Source organism: Enterobacter sp. RIT637 (assembly GCF_019718755.1).
Lineage (GTDB): Bacteria > Pseudomonadota > Gammaproteobacteria > Enterobacterales > Enterobacteriaceae > Enterobacter.
The window spans coordinates 122,603-142,525 of record NZ_JAIHAZ010000010.1 but is presented as its reverse complement, the minus strand read 5'-3'; the positions used below and the strand labels follow the sequence as shown (position 1 = coordinate 142,525).

Annotated in this window: 18 protein-coding genes and 1 other RNA gene; 13 read left to right on the top strand and 6 right to left on the bottom strand. The window is 55.9% G+C overall.

Annotated elements, in window-relative coordinates:
* On the top strand, nucleotides 1-1,183 hold a 1,183-nt coding region (locus tag K5E19_RS15680; RefSeq protein ID WP_221552021.1), incomplete at its 5' end, for a thiamine pyrophosphate-binding protein.
* Between the two features lie 76 nt (nucleotides 1,184-1,259).
* Here K5E19_RS15680 and K5E19_RS15675 read toward each other — a convergent pair.
* Nucleotides 1,260-2,528 (bottom strand): OprD family outer membrane porin, encoded by a 1,269-nt coding sequence (locus tag K5E19_RS15675; RefSeq protein WP_221552020.1) that lies wholly within the window; start codon nucleotides 2,526-2,528, stop codon nucleotides 1,260-1,262.
* A gap of 210 nt (nucleotides 2,529-2,738) precedes the next feature.
* Nucleotides 2,739-3,497 (bottom strand): M48 family metallopeptidase, encoded by a 759-nt coding sequence (locus K5E19_RS15670; protein ID WP_010435388.1) that lies wholly within the window; start codon nucleotides 3,495-3,497, stop codon nucleotides 2,739-2,741.
* Between the two features lie 272 nt (nucleotides 3,498-3,769).
* Here K5E19_RS15670 and tkt point away from each other — a divergent pair, with 272 nt between their 5' ends.
* The 7 genes from tkt to K5E19_RS15635 all read left to right on the top strand — a co-directional run bounded on the left by tkt (nucleotide 3,770) and on the right by K5E19_RS15635 (nucleotide 12,156).
* Nucleotides 3,770-5,761: a transketolase gene (gene tkt / locus K5E19_RS15665; RefSeq protein WP_221552019.1), complete on the top strand. Its 1,992-nt coding sequence runs from the start codon at nucleotides 3,770-3,772 to the stop codon at nucleotides 5,759-5,761.
* Between the two features lie 341 nt (nucleotides 5,762-6,102).
* Nucleotides 6,103-7,122 carry an erythrose-4-phosphate dehydrogenase gene (gene epd, locus K5E19_RS15660; RefSeq protein WP_221552018.1) on the top strand — a complete coding sequence of 340 codons (1,020 nt, stop codon included), beginning with the start codon at nucleotides 6,103-6,105 and terminating at the stop codon, nucleotides 7,120-7,122.
* 49 nt (nucleotides 7,123-7,171) lie between these two features.
* On the top strand, nucleotides 7,172-8,335 hold the full coding sequence (gene pgk, locus K5E19_RS15655) for a phosphoglycerate kinase (RefSeq protein WP_121424606.1): 1,164 nt from the start codon (nucleotides 7,172-7,174) through the stop codon (nucleotides 8,333-8,335).
* A gap of 92 nt (nucleotides 8,336-8,427) precedes the next feature.
* A complete protein-coding gene (fbaA, locus tag K5E19_RS15650) occupies nucleotides 8,428-9,507 on the top strand; it encodes a class II fructose-bisphosphate aldolase (protein WP_010435379.1) in 1,080 nt (359 codons plus the stop codon).
* A 186-nt stretch (nucleotides 9,508-9,693) separates the two neighbouring features.
* Nucleotides 9,694-10,548 carry a small-conductance mechanosensitive channel MscS gene (locus tag K5E19_RS15645; protein WP_221552017.1) on the top strand — a complete coding sequence of 285 codons (855 nt, stop codon included), beginning with the start codon at nucleotides 9,694-9,696 and terminating at the stop codon, nucleotides 10,546-10,548.
* 145 nt (nucleotides 10,549-10,693) lie between these two features.
* The gene (gene argO / locus K5E19_RS15640) at nucleotides 10,694-11,329 is read left to right on the top strand and encodes an arginine exporter ArgO (RefSeq protein WP_003860085.1); all 636 of its coding nucleotides are present in this window, start codon (nucleotides 10,694-10,696) and stop codon (nucleotides 11,327-11,329) included.
* A 92-nt stretch (nucleotides 11,330-11,421) separates the two neighbouring features.
* Nucleotides 11,422-12,156 (top strand): oxidative stress defense protein, encoded by a 735-nt coding sequence (locus K5E19_RS15635; RefSeq protein WP_221552025.1) that lies wholly within the window; start codon nucleotides 11,422-11,424, stop codon nucleotides 12,154-12,156.
* A gap of 42 nt (nucleotides 12,157-12,198) precedes the next feature.
* On the opposite strand, the gene argP is transcribed toward K5E19_RS15635, so the two are convergent.
* On the bottom strand, nucleotides 12,199-13,092 hold the full coding sequence (gene argP / locus K5E19_RS15630) for a DNA-binding transcriptional regulator ArgP (protein WP_003860089.1): 894 nt from the start codon (nucleotides 13,090-13,092) through the stop codon (nucleotides 12,199-12,201).
* 126 nt (nucleotides 13,093-13,218) lie between these two features.
* Here argP and rpiA point away from each other — a divergent pair, with 126 nt between their 5' ends.
* Both rpiA and serA read left to right on the top strand, forming a co-directional pair.
* Nucleotides 13,219-13,878, top strand: a complete 660-nt coding sequence (gene rpiA, locus K5E19_RS15625; RefSeq protein WP_014885151.1) for a ribose-5-phosphate isomerase RpiA — start codon at nucleotides 13,219-13,221, stop codon at nucleotides 13,876-13,878.
* A 266-nt stretch (nucleotides 13,879-14,144) separates the two neighbouring features.
* Complete coding sequence (gene serA / locus K5E19_RS15620; RefSeq protein ID WP_010435363.1) at nucleotides 14,145-15,377, top strand: phosphoglycerate dehydrogenase; 1,233 nt, start codon at nucleotides 14,145-14,147, stop codon at nucleotides 15,375-15,377.
* A gap of 96 nt (nucleotides 15,378-15,473) precedes the next feature.
* Here serA and K5E19_RS15615 read toward each other — a convergent pair whose 3' ends face one another.
* The 3 genes from K5E19_RS15615 to zapA form a co-directional block, all read right to left on the bottom strand.
* Nucleotides 15,474-16,070, bottom strand: a complete 597-nt coding sequence (locus K5E19_RS15615; RefSeq protein ID WP_221552016.1) for a 5-formyltetrahydrofolate cyclo-ligase — start codon at nucleotides 16,068-16,070, stop codon at nucleotides 15,474-15,476.
* Nucleotides 16,071-16,094: 24 nt separating this feature from the next.
* A non-coding RNA gene (ssrS, locus tag K5E19_RS15610) (6S RNA) lies at nucleotides 16,095-16,278 on the bottom strand.
* A 41-nt stretch (nucleotides 16,279-16,319) separates the two neighbouring features.
* Nucleotides 16,320-16,649, bottom strand: a complete 330-nt coding sequence (gene zapA / locus K5E19_RS15605) for a cell division protein ZapA (protein WP_006811891.1) — start codon at nucleotides 16,647-16,649, stop codon at nucleotides 16,320-16,322.
* Nucleotides 16,650-16,817: 168 nt separating this feature from the next.
* On the opposite strand from zapA, the gene K5E19_RS15600 reads away from it, so the two are divergent.
* From K5E19_RS15600 to ubiH, 3 genes are read left to right on the top strand one after another with little or no spacing between them, the layout of a single operon-like run.
* Complete coding sequence (locus K5E19_RS15600) at nucleotides 16,818-17,396, top strand: YecA family protein (RefSeq protein ID WP_211446507.1); 579 nt, start codon at nucleotides 16,818-16,820, stop codon at nucleotides 17,394-17,396.
* Between the two features lie 31 nt (nucleotides 17,397-17,427).
* Nucleotides 17,428-18,741, top strand: a complete 1,314-nt coding sequence (gene pepP / locus K5E19_RS15595) for a Xaa-Pro aminopeptidase (RefSeq protein WP_221552024.1) — start codon at nucleotides 17,428-17,430, stop codon at nucleotides 18,739-18,741.
* Complete coding sequence (gene ubiH, locus K5E19_RS15590; RefSeq protein ID WP_221552014.1) at nucleotides 18,738-19,916, top strand: 2-octaprenyl-6-methoxyphenyl hydroxylase; 1,179 nt, start codon at nucleotides 18,738-18,740, stop codon at nucleotides 19,914-19,916. The genes pepP and ubiH overlap by 4 nt, the downstream gene beginning before the upstream one ends.
* Nucleotides 19,917-19,923: the final 7 nt, after the last annotated feature.

Genomic DNA, 19,923 nt, shown 5'->3' with positions numbered 1-19,923 from the left:
GACGCCGCCGTGCGGGCCGGTCTCTGTGGAAATCCCGATTGATATTCAGGGCGCGAAAATTCCGCTGTCGCTGGTGACGATACCGGTGAAACCGGCTTCGGTTCCAGCCGCAGATCCCGCGACGGTTGACGCGCTGTGGACGCAGCTTAAGCAGGCAAAACAGCCTCTGCTGTGGCTGGGCGGCGGGGCGCTGGGCAGCGCTGACGCCGTGAAAAAACTGGCGGATGCGGGCATGACGGTGATCTCCAGCACCCACGCCCGCGGCGTGCTGCCGGACAGCCATCGCGCCAGCCTGCGGGCCTTTCACAACTCGCCGTCGGTGGAAGCGCTTATCGCGCAGTGCGATTTTACCCTGGTCGCCGGTTCACGCCTGCGCAGCAACGAAACCCGCTCCTGGACGCTTGAGCTGCCGCATCCGCGCGTGCAGATTGATATCGACCCGGCGGCGGCAAGCCGTAACTATCTGATGGACAACACGCTGATAGCCGACTGTTCAGCCTTACTTAGCGCGCTTGCCGACAAAATTCAGGGCCGCGAGTGGGGCAGTGCCCAGTGGGATATGCAGGTGCAGCAGGCGGTTGAACAAGCCGAACAGGGGCTACGCGAGCAGTGCGGCGCCTATGCGAAACTCAACGACGCCATTGAGAAAGCGCTGCCGAAAAATGGCCTGCTGGTGCGCGATATTACCGTTTCCGGTAGCCTGTGGGGCAGCCGACTGTTCCGCGCCAGTGGCCCGCTGATGAACATTCACTCTCTGGCCGGGGCGATCGGCATGGGACTGCCGATGGCGATCGGCACCGCGATAGCCAACCCGCAATGCAAGGTGGTGGGGCTGGTGGGCGACGGCGGACTGAGCCTGAACTTAGGCGAGCTGGCGACGCTGGCGCAGGAAAAAGCCAACGTGACGCTGCTGATCATGAACGACGGCGGTTACGGCGTAATGCGCGGCATTCAGGATAAGTATTTCGGCGGGCGTCAGTACTATAACGAACTGCATACGCCGGACTTTACCCTGCTGGCGCAAGCGATTGGCCTGCAGGCGTGGAGCGTAGATCGTGCTGAGGATTTTGATGCGGTGATGACGGAGGCGCTTGCGATGCCGGGACCGTCGGTAGTGGAGGTGCGCATGGGGCAGATTGGCGCGCTGAAGTTTGCGGGGCCGCCGCAGAAGACGCTTTACTAACTGTTTCCCCTCTCCCACAGAGAGAGGGGGAAAACTGCAGGCCGGGTAAGGCGAAGCCGCCACCCGGCTTTTTTCATCAGAACACGTTAAACGGGTATTCCACGTAAGCGCGGATCTCATCCCCGCCCACGTTGTACTCGCTGGCGTTGCTGGAGACGCGCAGTACGGAGTAGCGCAGGCGCAGCGTCAGGTCTTTTGCCGGGCCGTCCTGGACCTTGTACTGGATCTGGTTAAACCACTCGTGCTCTTTGCCGTTGCTGGTTTCAGAGGTTTTGATGTTATCGCCGCGCACGTAGGCCGTGGTCCAGCTCAGGCCCGGCAGGCCAAGGCCGCCAAAGTCCAGGCCGTATGACGCTTGCCATGAGCGCTCGTCTTCGCCGTTAAAATCCGACCAGTAGGAGTTCGCCAGCCAGATGGTGTTGCCGCCGTCACCCACGCCGCCCTGGTCGCGGTAGCCGCCGTAGTTGTAGCCGGTGCTGCCGCTGCTCTGCTGGTACGCCACCTTGAAGGTATGAATATCCCAGATGTAGCTCGCCGCCAGGCTCCAGATGGTGTTGCTGCGGCCCGTGTTGAGGCTGTCAGCGTAGCTCTGATCCAGTCGCGAATTGTAGCCGTTGAAATCAAGCACCAGTTGCTGTCCGGTGCTGAACGGCTGTTTGAAGTTCATGCCCAGATACTGCTTATTCATCACCTCTTCATTATGAGAGGCGTACAGCGCACCGCTGAACTGATCGTTGAACTGGTAGCTTGCGCCGCCGAAGGTCAGGCTCTTCAGGCCGCTGTCGTGGCGGTCATCGCTTTTACGCTGCTCGTCGGTGAAGTAACCGGCGTTGACTTCCAGGCCGTCGATCTCTTTTGAGGTCAGCAGGGTGCCGGTGTAGCTTTCAAACAGCAGGCGGGAGCTGTCGGCAGTAATGATTGGCAGCTCAGGACGCTGATTTCCGTAGCTCAGCACGGTATTGGAGATGCGCATTTTGGCGGTGGCGCCAAACTTTGCCAGATCGGATTTTGCCCGGCCATCATCTTCCTGTTTAAAGAAGTCGATGCCGCCTGCGCCGCTTTTGCCACGGCCGCCGTCCAGGCGCACGCCGTATTGAGCAATACCGTCCACACCAAAGCCCACCGGCCCTTCGGTATAGCCAGATGCAAAGGTGGCGATGATCCCCTGGCCCCATTCGGCTTTATCCTGCTGGCCCTGATGGTAGTCGCGGCTGATATACGCATTGCGTAAAAACAGATCCAGATGGCTGTCGTCAATAAAACCCTGGCTGTCGGATTGCTGGCTTGCAGCGGCAGGTAATGCCGCGAATAAACTTAACGCAACTAATGATAATTCTTTTTTCACGGAGGGAACGTCTCTGTCTGGATATATTAATTTGAATGATTGCGTGTTCGATAATTACCGGAAATATTAACGATTGCAATAAATATGTGAACAGACGTTTCAGGGGCTGAATGCAGATGTGGCGGGGCTTTTGGGCGAGTTACCGATACGTGCTTTTAAATTGGCAATTCATGCGAAATAAAAGGGAGGCAAATATGCCTCCCGGTAAAATTATTTAATTCCGTCTGCGGCCATACGGTCGCGAATATGTTGTGCGCGTTCTTCCGAGGCCGGGTGATCGTCAAACATGGAGCTTTGACGACCCGCTTCCAGCTTGGCCAGTTTTTCGAAGCTGGTGGCTAAACCTGATGGATTAATACCGCGTTTGCGCAACAGATCGTAGGAGTAGTCATCCGCTTCGGATTCCTGGCGCTGTGAGAACTGAGAGTTAACCAGCTTTTCACCGACGTCGCCAAGCTGTGACTGCGACAGGCTGCCAACGATACCACCCGCAGAGGCCGCCGCCGCGCGAACGGCGTTAGTGCCTAACGCAACCTGCATCCCTTTCTTCACGTGGCCGAGCGCAACGTGGCCCATTTCGTGGCCGATAACGGCTTCCACTTCGTTGTCGGTCATCATGTCCATCAGCCCGCTATAGACGCGGATACAGCCGTTCGCCATCGCGAAGGCGTTCACGTCTTTCGCCATGTAAACCTTGTAGTTCACCGGCTGGCCGTTGATGTTGTCGCCCAGCGCGGAAGCAATCTTATTCAGACGCTGCGTGTAGGTACTGTTAGCCGGGGCAAGCGTGGCTTTTCCGTCCATATCTTTACACGCCTGATCGCTCAGCGCTTTTACCTGCGCGTCGCTCAGGGAATAGGCCTGAAAGGCTTCTGCGCCTGAGGTCATCAGACCGTTAGAATCCATATTCTGACAGCCGCTCAGCAGGAGCGTCGTACCCAGGGCCAGCACTATTGCACGCATTTTCATGAGATTGCTTCCGTACTCGTTAATCTGAATAAAATCCGAAAAGTGCACCGTCAGCGAAGCCGGTGTCGGGCTAAGTATAAGGAATATCTACAGGGGCGGGCGAGCAGATTGCGCAACATGCGAGCATGATCCAGAGATTTCTTATCACGCAAAAGAATGCTCCATGTACATGACTTGCGGCTTGGGTTACATTGTTGGCACTTTTTTCCGGCGTAGCCCAAAACGCGCTGTCGTCAAGGGCATGGCCTTTAACAGTCCGATCTGGAGTTAAAATGTCCTCACGTAAAGAGCTTGCTAATGCTATTCGTGCGCTGAGCATGGACGCAGTACAGAAAGCCAAATCCGGCCACCCAGGGGCCCCTATGGGTATGGCTGATATCGCCGAAGTCCTGTGGCGTGACTTCCTGAACCACAACCCGCAGAACCCATCATGGGCTGACCGCGACCGCTTCGTGCTGTCCAACGGTCACGGCTCTATGCTGATCTATAGCCTGCTGCACCTCACCGGCTACGATCTGCCTATCGAAGAGCTGAAAAACTTCCGTCAGCTGCACTCTAAAACTCCAGGTCACCCGGAAGTGGGTTACACCGCTGGTGTCGAAACCACCACCGGCCCGCTGGGTCAGGGTATTGCTAACGCCGTGGGTATGGCGATTGCTGAGAAGACGCTGGCGGCGCAGTTCAACCGTCCAGGTCACGACATCGTTGACCACTTCACCTACGCGTTCATGGGCGACGGCTGCATGATGGAAGGCATTTCTCACGAAGTGTGCTCCCTGGCAGGTACCCTGAAGCTGGGCAAACTGGTTGCGTTCTATGACGACAACGGTATCTCCATCGACGGTCACGTTGAAGGCTGGTTCACCGACGACACCGCAGCACGTTTCGAAGCCTACGGCTGGCACGTTGTGCGTGGCGTTGATGGCCACGATGCTGACTCGATTAAACGTGCAGTAGAAGAAGCGCGCGCTGTGACGGACAAACCGTCCCTGCTGATGTGCAAAACCATCATCGGCTTCGGCTCCCCGAACAAAGCGGGTACTCACGACTCCCACGGCGCACCGCTGGGCGACGCGGAAATCGCACTGACCCGTGAAGCACTGGGCTGGAAACACCCTGCATTCGAAATCCCATCTGAGATCTACGCTCAGTGGGATGCAAAAGAAGTAGGCCAGGCGAAAGAAGCGGCCTGGAACGAGAAGTTCGCTGCCTATGCGAAAGCGTTCCCGCAGGAAGCGGCTGAATTCACCCGTCGTATGAAAGGCGACATGCCGTCCGACTTCGACGCGAAAGCGAACGAGTTCATCGCTAAGCTGCAGGCGAACCCGTCTAAAATCGCGAGCCGTAAAGCGTCTCAGAATGCGATTGAAGCGTTCGGTCCTCTGCTGCCTGAATTCCTCGGTGGCTCCGCTGACCTGGCGCCATCTAACCTGACTCTGTGGTCTGGTTCTAAGCCAATCAACGAAGATACTGCCGGTAACTACATCCATTACGGTGTACGTGAATTCGGTATGACTGCGATTGCCAACGGTATCTCCCTGCACGGTGGTTTCCTGCCGTACACCTCTACCTTCCTGATGTTCGTGGAATATGCACGTAACGCCGTGCGTATGGCCGCGCTGATGAAACAGCGTCAGGTGATGGTCTACACCCACGACTCCATCGGTCTGGGCGAAGATGGTCCAACTCACCAGCCGGTAGAGCAGGTGGCTTCCCTGCGCGTGACCCCGAACATGAGCACATGGCGTCCATGTGACCAGGTTGAATCCGCGGTAGCGTGGAAATACGGCGTTGAGCGTCAGGACGGTCCAACCGCGCTGATCCTCTCCCGTCAGAACCTGGCACAGCAGGAACGTACGCCAGAGCAGCTGGCGAACATCGCTCGCGGTGGTTACGTGCTGAAAGATTGCGCGGGCCAGCCAGAGCTGATCTTCATCGCTACCGGTTCTGAAGTTGAGCTGGCTGTTGCCGCATGGGAAAAACTGACTGCCGAAGGCGTGAAAGCGCGCGTGGTTTCCATGCCGTCTACCGACGCGTTCGACAAGCAGGATGCTGCTTACCGTGAATCCGTTCTGCCTAAAGCGGTTCCCGCGCGTGTGGCAGTGGAAGCGGGCATCGCTGACTACTGGTTCAAATACGTGGGCCTGAATGGCGCTATCGTCGGTATGACCACCTTCGGTGAGTCTGCTCCGGCTGAGCTGCTGTTCGAAGAATTCGGCTTCACCGTTGAGAATGTTGTCGCGAAAGCGAAAGAACTGCTGTAATTGCTTGTAGGGTGCGGGCTGATGCCCTCACCCCGACCCTCTCCCACGGGGAGAGGGTGCAAACACTAAAAACGGTAACCTTTCGGTTACCGTTTTGCTTTTCCCTCGGCGTAAATTATTCCACCTAAAATGTGACGCAAGTCATATAGCTCGCTTATTCATCTGGACAGACATTCCTTTTATTCCCCGATTCGCTTATTCTTGCTGAAGCGTTTCAGTCGATTAAATGTTCGACAATTGACCAATCAATCGCAGTTTGTGACAGCAAGGATTCCCCTTCGGGCGTAGCTGGATTACTCTTTCAGCCACCTCAAACTCAGGGATTGCTTTGCAGGAGATCTATGACCGTACGCGTAGCGATTAATGGCTTCGGTCGCATCGGACGTAATGTGGTTCGTGCTTTGTATGAATCCGGACGTCGGGCGGAAATAACCGTGGTGGCAATCAATGAACTGGCGGATGCTACGGGCATGGCGCATTTGTTGAAATATGACACCAGCCATGGACGCTTTGCCTGGGATGTTCGCCAGGAAAGAGATCAGCTGTTTGTCGGCGACGATGCCATCCGCGTACTGCATGAGAGCAGCATCGCCGGGCTACCCTGGCGTGAGCTGGGTGTGGATGTGGCGCTTGACTGTACCGGTGTCTACGGCAACCGCGAACATGGCGAAGCGCATCTGGCTGCCGGCGCGAAAAAAGTCCTGTTTTCTCATCCCGGCAGTAACGACCTCGACGCGACCGTCGTGTTTGGCGTCAACCAGCATGAGCTGCTAGCCGAACACCGCATTGTTTCCAACGCCTCCTGCACCACTAACTGCATTATTCCGGTCATCAAACTGTTAGACGATGCGTATGGTATTGAATCCGGCACCGTGACCACGATTCACTCCGCCATGCACGATCAGCAGGTGATTGACGCCTACCATCCGGATTTACGACGCACGCGTGCAGCGAGCCAGTCAATCATCCCGGTGGATACGAAACTGGCGGCAGGGATCACCCGAATTTTTCCGCAGTTTAACGACCGTTTTGAAGCGATTGCCGTGCGTGTCCCGACGATAAACGTGACCGCAATCGACCTCAGCGTGACGGTGAAAAAACCGGTAAAAGCCTGTGAAGTCAACCTGTTGCTGCAAAAAGCGGCACAGGGTGCATTTCATGGTATAGTTGACTATACGGAATTACCGTTGGTCTCAGTAGATTTTAACCACGACCCGCACAGCGCCATCGTTGATGGCACGCAAACGAGAGTCAGTGGTGCACACCTTATCAAGACGCTGGTCTGGTGTGATAACGAATGGGGCTTTGCTAACCGAATGCTCGACACCACGTTAGCAATGGCCGCTCAAGGTTTCAGGTAAGACGCATCGTGCGTCTGCAAAACTTTAAGAATCAACGAGAGGATTCACCATGTCTGTAATTAAGATGACCGATCTGGATCTGGCTGGTAAACGCGTTTTCATCCGTGCCGATCTGAACGTACCGGTTAAAGATGGCAAAGTGACCAGCGACGCGCGTATCCGTGCATCTCTGCCAACCATCGAACTGGCTCTGAAGCAGGGCGCTAAAGTGATGGTCACCTCCCACCTGGGTCGTCCAACTGAAGGCGAGTACAACGAAGAGTTCTCTCTGCTGCCGGTTGTTAATTACCTGAAAGACAAACTGTCCAGCCCGGTTCGCCTGGTGAAAGATTACCTGGACGGCGTTGAAGTTGCTGCCGGTGAATTGGTTGTTCTGGAAAACGTTCGCTTCAACAAAGGCGAAAAGAAAGACGACGAAACCCTGTCCAAAAAATACGCTGCACTGTGCGATGTATTCGTAATGGATGCATTCGGTACGGCTCACCGCGCGCAGGCGTCTACCCACGGTATCGGTAAATTCGCAGACGTAGCGTGTGCCGGTCCTCTGCTGGCTGACGAACTGGAAGCGCTGGGTAAAGCACTGAAAGAACCAGCTCGTCCGATGGTGGCTATCGTTGGTGGTTCTAAAGTTTCTACCAAACTGACCGTTCTGGATTCCCTGTCTAAAATCGCTGACCAGCTGATCGTTGGCGGTGGTATCGCGAACACCTTCGTTGCTGCTCAAGGCCACAACGTCGGCAAGTCCCTGTACGAAGCGGACCTGGTTGACGAAGCGAAACGTCTGCTGACCACCTGCGATATCCCGGTTCCGTCTGACGTTCGCGTAGCGACCGAGTTCTCCGAAACCGCAACCGCGACCCTGAAATCTGTAAACGACATCAAAGATGAAGAGCAGATCCTGGACCTGGGCGACGTTTCTGCACAGAAACTGGCTGAAATCCTGAAAAACGCAAAAACTATCCTGTGGAACGGTCCTGTTGGCGTGTTCGAATTCCCGAACTTCCGCAAAGGTACTGAGATCGTTGCTAACGCAATCGCAGACAGCGAAGCGTTCTCTATCGCAGGCGGTGGTGACACCCTGGCAGCAATCGACCTGTTCGGTATCGCTGACAAGATCTCCTACATCTCCACTGGTGGCGGCGCATTCCTCGAATTCGTGGAAGGCAAAGTTCTGCCAGCAGTAGCAATGCTCGAAGAGCGCGCTAAGAAGTAAGCCATTCAAGGGCAGGGAAACCTGCCCAATTTTCAGCGCGCTTATAAGAGCACGCACCTTTTCTAACGGCCGAAGATACAGGACTAAGCAACATGTCTAAAATTTTTGATTTCGTAAAACCTGGCGTTATCACTGGTGATGACGTACAGAAAGTGTTCCAGGTAGCTAAAGAAAACAACTTCGCTCTGCCAGCAGTTAACTGCGTGGGTACCGACTCCATCAACGCCGTACTGGAAACTGCAGCCAAAGTTAAAGCTCCAGTTATCGTTCAGTTCTCTAACGGCGGCGCTGCGTTCATCGCGGGTAAAGGTGTTAAAACTGACGTTCCTCAGGGTGCTGCAATCCTGGGTGCTATCTCTGGTGCGCACCACGTACACCAGATGGCTGAACACTACGGTGTTCCAGTTATTCTGCACACTGACCACTGCGCGAAGAAACTGCTGCCGTGGATCGACGGTCTGCTGGACGCGGGTGAAAAACACTTCGCGGCAACCGGTAAGCCACTGTTCTCTTCTCACATGATCGACCTGTCTGAAGAGTCACTGCACGAAAACATCGAAATCTGCTCCAAATACCTGGCGCGTATGTCCAAAATGGACATGACCCTGGAAATCGAACTGGGTTGCACCGGTGGCGAAGAAGACGGCGTGGACAACAGCCACATGGACGCTTCTGCACTGTACACCCAGCCAGAAGACGTTGATTACGCTTACACCGAACTGAGCAAAATCAGCCCACGCTTCACCATCGCTGCATCTTTCGGTAACGTGCACGGCGTTTACAAACCAGGTAACGTGGTTCTGACCCCGACCATCCTGCGTGATTCTCAGGAATACGTTTCCAAGAAACACAACCTGCCGCACAACAGCCTGAACTTCGTCTTCCACGGCGGTTCCGGTTCTTCTGCTCAGGAAATCAAAGACTCCGTAAGCTACGGCGTAGTGAAAATGAACATCGATACCGACACCCAGTGGGCAACCTGGGACGGTATCCTGCAGTACTACAAAACCAACGAAGCTTACCTGCAGGGTCAGCTGGGCAACCCGAAAGGCGAAGACCAGCCGAACAAGAAATACTACGATCCACGCGTATGGCTGCGCGCAGCGCAGACATCCATGGTGACCCGTCTGGAGCAGGCATTCAAAGAACTGAACGCGATCGACGTTCTGTAATTTGAGCTGCTAACAGCATCAGAAGGCCCGCAAATGCGGGCCTTTTTTTTCGCCTTTTCAACATGCTGCAACATCTGCTTTTGTGATCTGTTTGGCAATATTTGCGCTTTTTGTTTACCCTTTACTGACCTTCCTGTCTCCATGGGGGATGGATTTTGTGTTTTGGTTTAACAAAAGGAAGAATAAATGGAACAACTCGATGTTGTAGACAGCATCAATCACGCCGGTAACTGGCTGGTGCGCAACCAGGCGTTGCTACTGAGCTATGCCGTGAACATCGTCGCGGCGATTGCCATCATCATCGTCGGGATGATTGTGGCGCGTATCGTATCGAACGCGGTAAACCGCGTGATGCTGGCCCGCCACATTGACGCCACGGTGGCTGATTTCCTCTCTGCGCTGGTGCGCTACGGCATCATCGCCTTTACGCTGATTGCGGCGCTGGGTCGCGTGGGCGTGCAGACCGCATCCGTGATCGCCGTGCTCGGTGCCGCCGGTCTGGCTATTGGTCTGGCACTTCAGGGCTCGCTTTCAAACCTGGCGGCAGGCGTGCTGCTGGTCACCTTCCGTCCGTTCCGCTCCGGCGAATACGTTGACCTGGGCGGTATTGCCGGAACCGTGCTGCAGGTGCAGATTTTCTCAACCACTCTGCGTACCGTCGATGGCCGTATCGTGGTCGTGCCGAACGGGAAAATCATCGCGGGCAACATCATTAACTTCTCCCGCGAGCCGGTGCGTCGTAATGAGCTGATTATCAGCGTGGCGTACGACTCCGATATCGATCAGGTGAAGTCGCTGATTGCCAACATCATCGCCTCTGACGATCGCATTCTGAAAGACAAAGAGCAGACCGTGCGCCTGCACGAGCTGGGTGCCTCATCTATTAACTTTGTGGTGCGTATCTGGAGCAAAAGCAGCGATCTGCAAAATGTTTACTGGGACATGCTGGAACGCATCAAGCGCGAGTTCGACGCCAACGGCATCAGCTTCCCGTACCCGCAGATGGACGTAAACGTCAAAAAAGTTAAAGAAGCAGAATAACTTCGCCCGTAGGCCCGGTAGGCGCTAGCGCCACCGGGCTTTATTTTTATAAGCGCTGCTAATACCCAATTAATATTATCAATTTACTCTAATGTGATTCGCGCAGTATAGTCTGATTCCAGAACAACTCTGTGAGAATTACGTCATGTTATCCTATTACTTTCAAGGTCTTGCCTTAGGTGCGGCCATGATCCTTCCGCTCGGTCCACAAAATGCGTTCGTGATGAACCAGGGCATCCGCCGCCAGTATCATCTGATGATTGCCCTGCTGTGCGCGGTTAGCGATCTGCTGTTGATCTGTGCCGGGATTTTTGGCGGCAGCGCATTGCTGATGCAGTCTCCCTGGCTGCTGGCGCTGGTGACCTGGGGCGGCGTGGCGTTCCTGCTGTGGTACGGATTTGGTGCCCTGAAAACGGCGATGAGCAGCAATCTTGAGCTGGCGAGCGCTGAAGTGATGAAGCAGGGCCGCTGGAAGATTATCGTCACCATGCTGGCGGTGACCTGGCTCAACCCGCATGTTTATCTGGATACTTTTGTGGTGCTGGGCAGCCTGGGTGGACAGCTGGACGTTGAGCCAAAGCGCTGGTTTGCGCTCGGAACGGTCAGCGCGTCGTTCCTCTGGTTCTTCGGTCTTGCCATTCTGGCGGCGTGGCTTGCCCCGCGTTTGCGTACCGCCAAAGCTCAGCGCATCATCAATACGCTGGTCGGTCTGGTGATGTGGTTTATTGCTTTCCAACTGGCGAAAGAGGGCATTCATCATGTGCAGGGATTGTTCAACTAAGCGTTTGTCTTATGGACATCTGAACAAGACCCGCTAAGCTTGCTGGCATGCGCCCTGATGTTGGGCACTCTTCGCAACATGGAGGAATGACAGTGAAGTTTAAAGTGATGGCCCTGGCGGCATTAGTGAATTTAGGTGCGGTGTCGGTGCAGGCAAATGAATTGCCAAATGGCCCGCACATCGTCACTTCAGGCACCGCAAGCGTGGACGCGGTACCGGATGTTGCAACCCTGGCAATTGAAGTGAACGTGGCCGCGAAAGATGCCGCTTCCGCTAAAAAGCAGGCTGACGATCGTGTTGCGCAATATCTCTCTTTCCTCGAGCAGAACGGTGTAGGTAAAAAGGATATCAGTTCCGCTAACCTGCGTACCCAACCGGATTACGACTACCAGAACGGGAAAAGCATTCTTAAAGGCTACCGTGCCGTACGCACCGTGGAAGTGACCGTGCGCCAGCTTGATAAGCTGAACTCGCTGCTGGATGGCGCGCTGAAGGCGGGTCTGAATGAAATTCGTTCCGTCTCGCTGGGCGTTGCGCAACCGGAGAAATACAAAGACGAAGCGCGTAAAGCCGCGATTGATGATGCAATCCATCAGGCGGAGCAGCTGGCTTCTGGCTTTAAGAGCAAGCTCGGCCCGGTATACAGCGTGCGTTATCACGTCTCTAACTACCAGCCAAGCCCGATGGTACGGATGATGAAGGCTGATGCAGCCCCGGTTTCTGCTCAGGAAACCTATGAGCAGCCAACCATTCAGTTCGACGATCAGGTGGATGTGGTGTTCCAGCTGGAGCCAGCAGCGGCAGCACAGCCGAAAGCGGCTCAGTAACCTGTAGGCCGGGTAAGGCGGAGCCGCCACCCGGCTTATTTTTTAATCCTGCCTCAACACCTTGTGCCCAAACGCCAGCAGCGCGTCGGTGACGTTGCGCATCATGCGGCTTTCCGGCGCAAAACGGTGCCAGTAGAGCATCCGGCGCTGATACAGCCCCGGCGTCAGGTCAATCAGCTCACCGCTTTTCAACTCTTTCTCAATCTGCAAATGCGGGATCATGCAGCAGGTGGTGCCCTGACGCGCGAGCTGCACAAAGGCTTCTGACGAGTTCACGATATGGCACGGCACGCTGCCCGGCGGCAGGTCGAAGTTTTGCTGCAGGAACGCCTGATGCATATCGTCCAGATGGTCAAACGCCACGGCGGGGGCTTTTAGCAGCGCGGCGCGGGTGACACCGTTCGGGAAGTAGCGCTCGGCAAAGGCTTTTGAACCGACAAACAGGTAGTCCAGCGCACCTAGCTGATCGACAAGACAGCTTGGCAGCGCCTGCGGCTGGATACTGACCGCTCCAACCACTTCACCGCGACGCAGGCGTTCCTGGGTACGGGTTTCATCTTCGACCTGCAAATTCAGTCGAATAGGGGAGTCGGCCAGGACTGGCGCAAGAGCCGGCAGCAGCCAGGTTGCCAGACTGTCGGCGTTGACCGCCAGCGACAGCAGCAGCGGGGTGGAGCCCGTCTGTTCATCGCCCAGCCACTCATCTTCCAGCAGTTCAACCTGACGCAGCAGCGCGAGGAGCTTTTGCCCTTGCTCCGTTGGACGCGGCGGAACGGTACGCACCAGCAGAGGTTGCCCGAACATGTTTTCAAGCTGTTTGATACGCTGCGATACGGCGGACTGCGTGATGCACAACTTCTGCGCCGCGCGCTCAAAACCGCGTTCACGAATAACCGCATCAAGTGCCTGTAGTGTTCTGTAGTCCGGACGTTTCATTGCTCTGGCTTACTCCTTAATTTTGCTTAATCTGCACTATGACACAATTTTCCCTTCGTGGCAGACGAAATCCATCCGACGTGTTCTATAATGCGGCCTGAGTTTTCACACCACAGGCAAACGATCATGACGCAGGATGAACTGAAAAAAGCAGTAGGATGGGCCGCTCTCCAGTACGTACAGCCGGGTACCATTGTCGGTGTTGGTACGGGGTCAACGGCGGCACACTTTATCGATGCCCTGGGCACGATGAAGGGGCAGATCGAGGGCGCGGTTTCCAGCTCCGATGCTTCCACGGAAAAGCTGAAAAGCCTCGGCATTACCGTTTTCGATCTCAACGAAGTGGATCGTCTGGGTATTTACGTTGATGGCGCGGATGAGATCAACGGCCATATGCAGATGATCAAGGGCGGCGGCGCGGCGCTGACGCGTGAAAAGATCATCGCTTCTGTAGCGGACAAGTTCATCTGTATCGCGGACGCCTCCAAGCAGGTCGACATCCTGGGGAACTTCCCGCTGCCGGTTGAAGTGATCCCGATGGCCCGTAGCGCGGTTGCCCGTCAGCTGGTGAAGCTGGGCGGCCGTCCAGAATATCGTCAGGGCGTCGTCACCGACAACGGTAACGTGATCCTCGACGTTCACGGTCTGGAAATCCTCGACGCGATCGCGCTGGAAAATGCCATCAACGCTATCCCAGGCGTAGTGACCGTAGGGTTATTCGCCAACCGTGGCGCGGATGTGGCGCTGATCGGCACCGCTGACGGCGTGAAAACCATCGTAAAATGATCTGACGGGGGGAGTCCTCCCCCCGCTAAAAAATTTTTGAAAAGCTAAATTCGGTGACTTGTGTCACGTTTTCGAACCTCTTTTGCCGATCCTGCCGCGTTTGTAAATTTCCATAGCATTTTCCTCTGACATTTTGCTCTGGATGACTTTTCTTCAGAGTGCCGACGCAAACGTTCATATTGCTGCAATAGTTTTTTTTGATATGTTGGCTACAGGGGATTCATATCCAGCACAACATCAGTTCAGACAAAAACAGGGTCGGGTAAATGGCAAAGGTATCACTGGAGAAAGACAAGATTAAATTCCTGCTGGTCGAGGGCGTGCATCAAAAAGCAATCGATAGCCTTCGTGCGGCAGGTTACACCAACATCGAATTTCACAAAGGCGCGCTCGATACCGAAGAGCTGAAAGCGTCCATCCGTGATGCCCACTTCATTGGCCTGCGATCCCGTACTCACCTGACTGAAGACGTTATTGCCGCGGCGGAAAAGCTGGTGGCTATCGGCTGCTTCTGCATCGGTACCAACCAGGTTGACCTGAACGCTGCCGCCAAACGCGGTATTCCCGTCTTCAACGCCCCGTTCTCCAACACCCGTTCCGTGGCGGAGCTGGTGATTGGCGAACTGCTGCTGCTGCTGCGCGGTATTCCTGAAGCGAACGCCAAGGCGCACCGCGGCGTGTGGAACAAACTGGCGTCCGGCTCTTTCGAAGCGCGTGGTAAAAAGCTGGGGATTATCGGCTACGGCCACATCGGTACGCAGCTCGGTATTCTGGCGGAATCCCTGGGTATGCACGTGTTTTTCTACGATATCGAAAGCAAGCTGCCGCTGGGCAATGCGACCCAGGTTCAACATCTGTCTGACCTGCTGAACATGAGCGATGTGGTGAGCCTGCACGTGCCGGAAAATGCCTCCACCAAGAACATGATGGGCGCGGAAGAGCTGGCGCTGATGAAGCCGGGCTCACTGCTGATCAACGCCGCGCGCGGTACGGTTGTCGATATTCCGGCACTGGCTGATGCGCTGAAGCGTAAGCATCTCGCGGGCGCGGCGATTGACGTGTTCCCGACGGAGCCTGCGACCAACAGCGATCCGTTTACCTCTCCGCTGTGCGAGTTCGACAACGTGATCCTGACGCCACACATCGGCGGTTCTACTCAGGAAGCGCAGGAGAATATCGGCCTGGAAGTGGCGGGTAAGCTGAGCAAATATTCCGACAACGGTTCCACGCTCTCTGCCGTAAACTTCCCGGAAGTGTCTCTGCCGCTGCACGGTGGTCGTCGTCTGCTGCACATTCACGAAAATCGTCCAGGCGTGCTGACCGCCATCAACCAGATCTTTGCCGAGCAGGGCGTCAACATTGCCGCGCAGTATCTGCAAACGAACTCGCAGATGGGCTATGTGGTTATTGATATCGAAGCGGATGACGATGTGGCCGAAAAAGCGCTGCAGAGCATGAAGGCGATTCAGGGAACGATTCGCGCGCGTCTGCTGTACTGATCGTACGGTTTGTGGTGTCGGGTGGCGGCTGCGCCTTACCCGACCTACGTTGAGGTTTTGTAGGCCGGGTAAGCGTAAGCGCCACCCGGCTTTATTCTACCAGGTCCACGTTTTACTGGGTGTTACCACCGCCGGTAACGGCACATCCCATTTCTCCACCGGCAACGCCTCCACGCCCTGACAATCATGCGCATAGCCCACCGGCTGCAACCCGTACTGCTGCCAGTTTTGCAGCGTCCGATCGTAAAAACCGCCGCCCATCCCTAAACGCTGGCCCTGTTCATCAAACGCCACCAGAGGCGTAATCAGCACATCCAGCTGTGACAGCGGCAGCACGTCGCGGACGTCGAGTTTCGGCTCGGTAATTTTCAGGCGATTCACCACCAGCTCGCTGTGCGGATGGTAGTGCAGAAACAGCAGATTACCGTCACTGAACGGGTGCAGCACCGGCAGATAGACCTTCTTCCCGGCGCGCCAGAGCTGTTCTATCAGCGGCTGGGTATCCAGCTCTCCATCAAAAGACAAAAACAGCGCAACGGTGTGCGCCATCACGACAGGGGGATACGCCATCATACGGGCGGCGGCCTGCTGGGCAAAATGCGCTTGCTGATCGGAGGTTAACGCACGGCGGCGCTGACGAATTAACTGACGGATGTCCTGGCGTGAAGCAGAAACTTCAGGGAATTGAGTCATGGTAGTCGGTAGAAGAAAAGAGAGGGAATCTCCGAGATGCCGCCGCAGGCTGTAACCCTTGAACCCTTGGTTCAAGGTGAATGTGTCGTCATAGTTTTAAGGCTTCTCGGACGGACCGAGCATGCTCACCAACCATGGAGCGCCACATTCTTGTGGTATGAAATATCGGCTCAGGGGACTGGCCCGCTTGCGAACATCTCAGAGAAATTTTGTCTTCACAGTTACTCTACCATAGTCAACTGAGAAGTGTTATTCAAACTTTGGTCCCGGTCTTTCGGGATTGCGACCTTGATCAAGCAATGCCTGTTCTATGGTCTGCTGGAGCATTTTAATGCGCTGCTCCATGCTTGCCGCGTAGTCGCGGGTCTTCGCTTTTTCCTGAGTCAGTTCATAGCTGATGTTCAACGCGGCGATGAAAACCAGCTGCTCAGTATTTGTGACTCTAGTGCGTTCTTTTAGATCTTGCAACCGCTGATTCAAATCGTCCGCAGCCTGATTCAAAGCATCCCTTTGTTCAGGTGGACAATTCACTCGCAGTGAACGACCAAAAATCTGGAGATCGACGGGTTGTGCAGACATGCCACCTTCCTGCTGATTGACTGCGCTGCCTTCGCTTACTGCCCCGGGGGGCTGCGAAGGGGCGACACTATAGCTACCCTGATGTGAAGATACAAGCCCTTTTCTGGTATCACCAGGGTCCAAAGTGGTAGCATATCATGAATATCCCCCCAATGATGACGAATGCGCATGTCTATACAGAACGAAATGCCTGGTTACAAGGATTTAAACCAGTTACTGAACCAGCAGGGAGTGGGTTTAACCCCTGCCGAAATGCACGGTCTGATCAGTGGCATGCTGTGCGGCGGAAACAGCGACAGCTCCTGGCAGCCGCTGATCCACGACCTCACGAACGAAGGGCTGGCGTTTGGTCACGAACTGGCAGAAGCGCTGCGTAAAATGCACGCGACGACCAGCGATTCGCTGGAAGACGATGGCTTCCTTTTTCAGCTTTATCTGCCTGAAGGGGACGACGTCAGCGTCTTCGATCGCGCGGATGCGCTCGCGGGTTGGGTAAACCATTATCTGCTGGGCCTGGGCGTGTCTCAGCCGAAGCTTGATAAAGTGACCGGCGAAGCGGGTGAAGCAATCGACGATCTGCGTAATATCGCACAGCTCGGCTACGATGAGGACGAAGACCAGGAAGAGCTGGAAATGTCTCTCGAAGAGATCATCGAGTACGTGCGCGTGGCGGCGCTGCTGTGCCACGACACTTTTACGCGTTCACAGCCGACCGCGCCGGAAGTCCGCAAGCCAACCTTACATTAAGAAAAATAACGCACAGGAGGGTGTCATGGTTATCTCGAATCAAGAGTATTTGCGCCGTCGTCAGGCGCTGTTAGCCAGCATGCAGCCGGGAAGCGCTGCCCTGATTTTTGCCGCGCCCGAAGTGACGCGCAGTGCCGACAGCGAATACCCCTATCGCCAGAACAGCGATTTCTGGTACTTCACCGGGTTTAACGAACCGGAAGCGGTACTGGTGCTGATCAAGAGCAATGACACCCACAACCACAGCGTGATTTTCAACCGCGTGCGCGATCTGACCGCCGAAATCTGGTTTGGCCGCCGCTTAGGGCAAGAGGCCGCCCCGGAAAAGCTGGGCGTTGACCGTGCGCTGGCGTTTAGCGAAATCAACCAGCAGCTTTATCAACTGCTGAATGGTCTCGATGTGCTCTACCACGCGCAGGGCGAATATGCCTACGCCGATGAGATTGTCTTCACCGCGCTGGATAAGCTGCGTAAAGGCTCGCGCCAGAACCTTTCTGCTCCCGCCACGCTCACGGACTGGCGCCCGGTGGTGCATGAGATGCGCCTGTTTAAGTCTGAGGAAGAGCTCAACGTACTGCGCCGCGCGGGCGAAATCAGCGCTCTGGCCCACACCCGCGCCATGGAAAAGTGCCGTCCCGGCATGTTCGAATACCAGCTTGAGGGCGAAATTCACCACGAATTTAACCGCCACGGCGCGCGCTTCCCTTCCTACAACACCATCGTTGGCGGCGGGGAAAACGGCTGCATTCTGCACTACACCGAAAACGAAAGCGCGCTGCGCGATGGCGATTTGGTGCTGATTGACGCCGGGTGTGAGTATCTGGGCTACGCAGGCGACATCACCCGAACCTTCCCGGTGAACGGTAAATTCTCGCCTGCTCAGCGCGAGATTTACGACATCGTGCTCGAATCCCTGGAAACGGCGCTCAAGTTATATCGTCCGGGAACCTCCATTCAGGATGTCACCGGTGAAGTGGTGCGGATCATGATTACTGGTCTGGTGAAGCTAGGCATTCTAAAGGGCGACGTCGATACCCTGATTACCGAGAATGCCCACCGTCCATACTTTATGCACGGCCTGAGCCACTGGCTGGGTCTGGATGTGCATGACGTCGGCGCATACGGCCCTGAACGTTCACGCGTGCTGGAGCCGGGCATGGTGTTAACCGTTGAGCCGGGTCTGTACATCGCGCCGGATGCCGACGTGCCGGAACAATACCGCGGGATCGGCATTCGCATCGAAGACGACATCGTGATCACCGAAAACGGCAATGAAAACCTGACCGCAACCGTCGTGAAGAACGCCGATGATATTGAGGCGCTGATGGCAGCGGCACGCGCATGAGCGTGATCATCGTGGGCGGCGGCATGACCGGCGCCACGCTGGCGTTAGCCATTTCGCATTTGACGAAGGGCCTGCTTCCGGTGCACCTGGTGGAAGCCGTCGCGCCGCAGGCAAAGAATCATCCGGGTTTTGATTCCCGCGCCATTGCCCTGGCGCAGGGTACCTGCCAGCAGCTGTCCCGCATTGGCATCTGGCAGGCGATCGCCGATTGCGCCACGGCAATTAACACCGTCCACGTGAGCGATCGCGGCCATGCCGGGTTTGTGACGCTGGATGCCCATGATTACCGTATCGACGCGCTGGGGCAGGTTGTTGAACTCCACGACGTCGGTCTGCGTCTGTTCCGTCTGTTACAGGATGCGCCGGGCGTCACGCTACACTGTCCGGCGCGCGTCGCCAGTTTTAGCCGCAGCGAAGAGGCGGTTAGCGTAACGCTGGATAATGGCACCGTTCTCGACGGTCAGCTTCTGGTGGCGGCGGACGGCTCGCGTTCGGCGCTCGGCACGCAGTGCGGCATCGAGTGGCGTCAGCAGCCTTACGGGCAGGTCGCGGTCATTGCGAACGTCGCGACCGCAGCAGAACACAACGGCCGGGCGTTTGAGCGCTTCACGCAGCACGGCCCGCTGGCGATGCTGCCGATGTCGGACGGGCGCTGTTCGCTTGTCTGGTGTCATCCGCAGGATAAGGCTGAAGAGGTTCAGGCCTGGTCAGACGAACGTTTTTGTACCGAGCTGCAGAAAGCCTTTGGCTGGCGACTCGGGCGTATTACCCATGCGGGGAAACGTGCGGTCTATCCGCTGTCGTTAACCACCGCATCGCAGTCTGTTTCTCACCGCGTGGCGCTGGTCGGCAACGCCGCGCAGACATTACATCCGATTGCCGGACAAGGATTTAACCTTGGGCTGCGGGATGTCATGAGCCTGGCGGAATCGCTGGCGCTGGCATGGGGTGAGCAAAAAGATTGCGGCGCTTATTCGGTGCTAAGCCATTACCAGAAGCGACGTCAGGCCGATAAAGAGGCGACAATCGGCGTTACCGACGGCTTAGTCCATCTCTTTGCCAATCGCTGGGCGCCGCTGGTTGCGGGTCGCAACCTCGGGCTGATGGCGATGGAACTGTTCATTCCGGCACGTGACGTGCTGGCGCAGCGGACTCTTGGTTGGGTCGCGCGTTAAGGAGTTA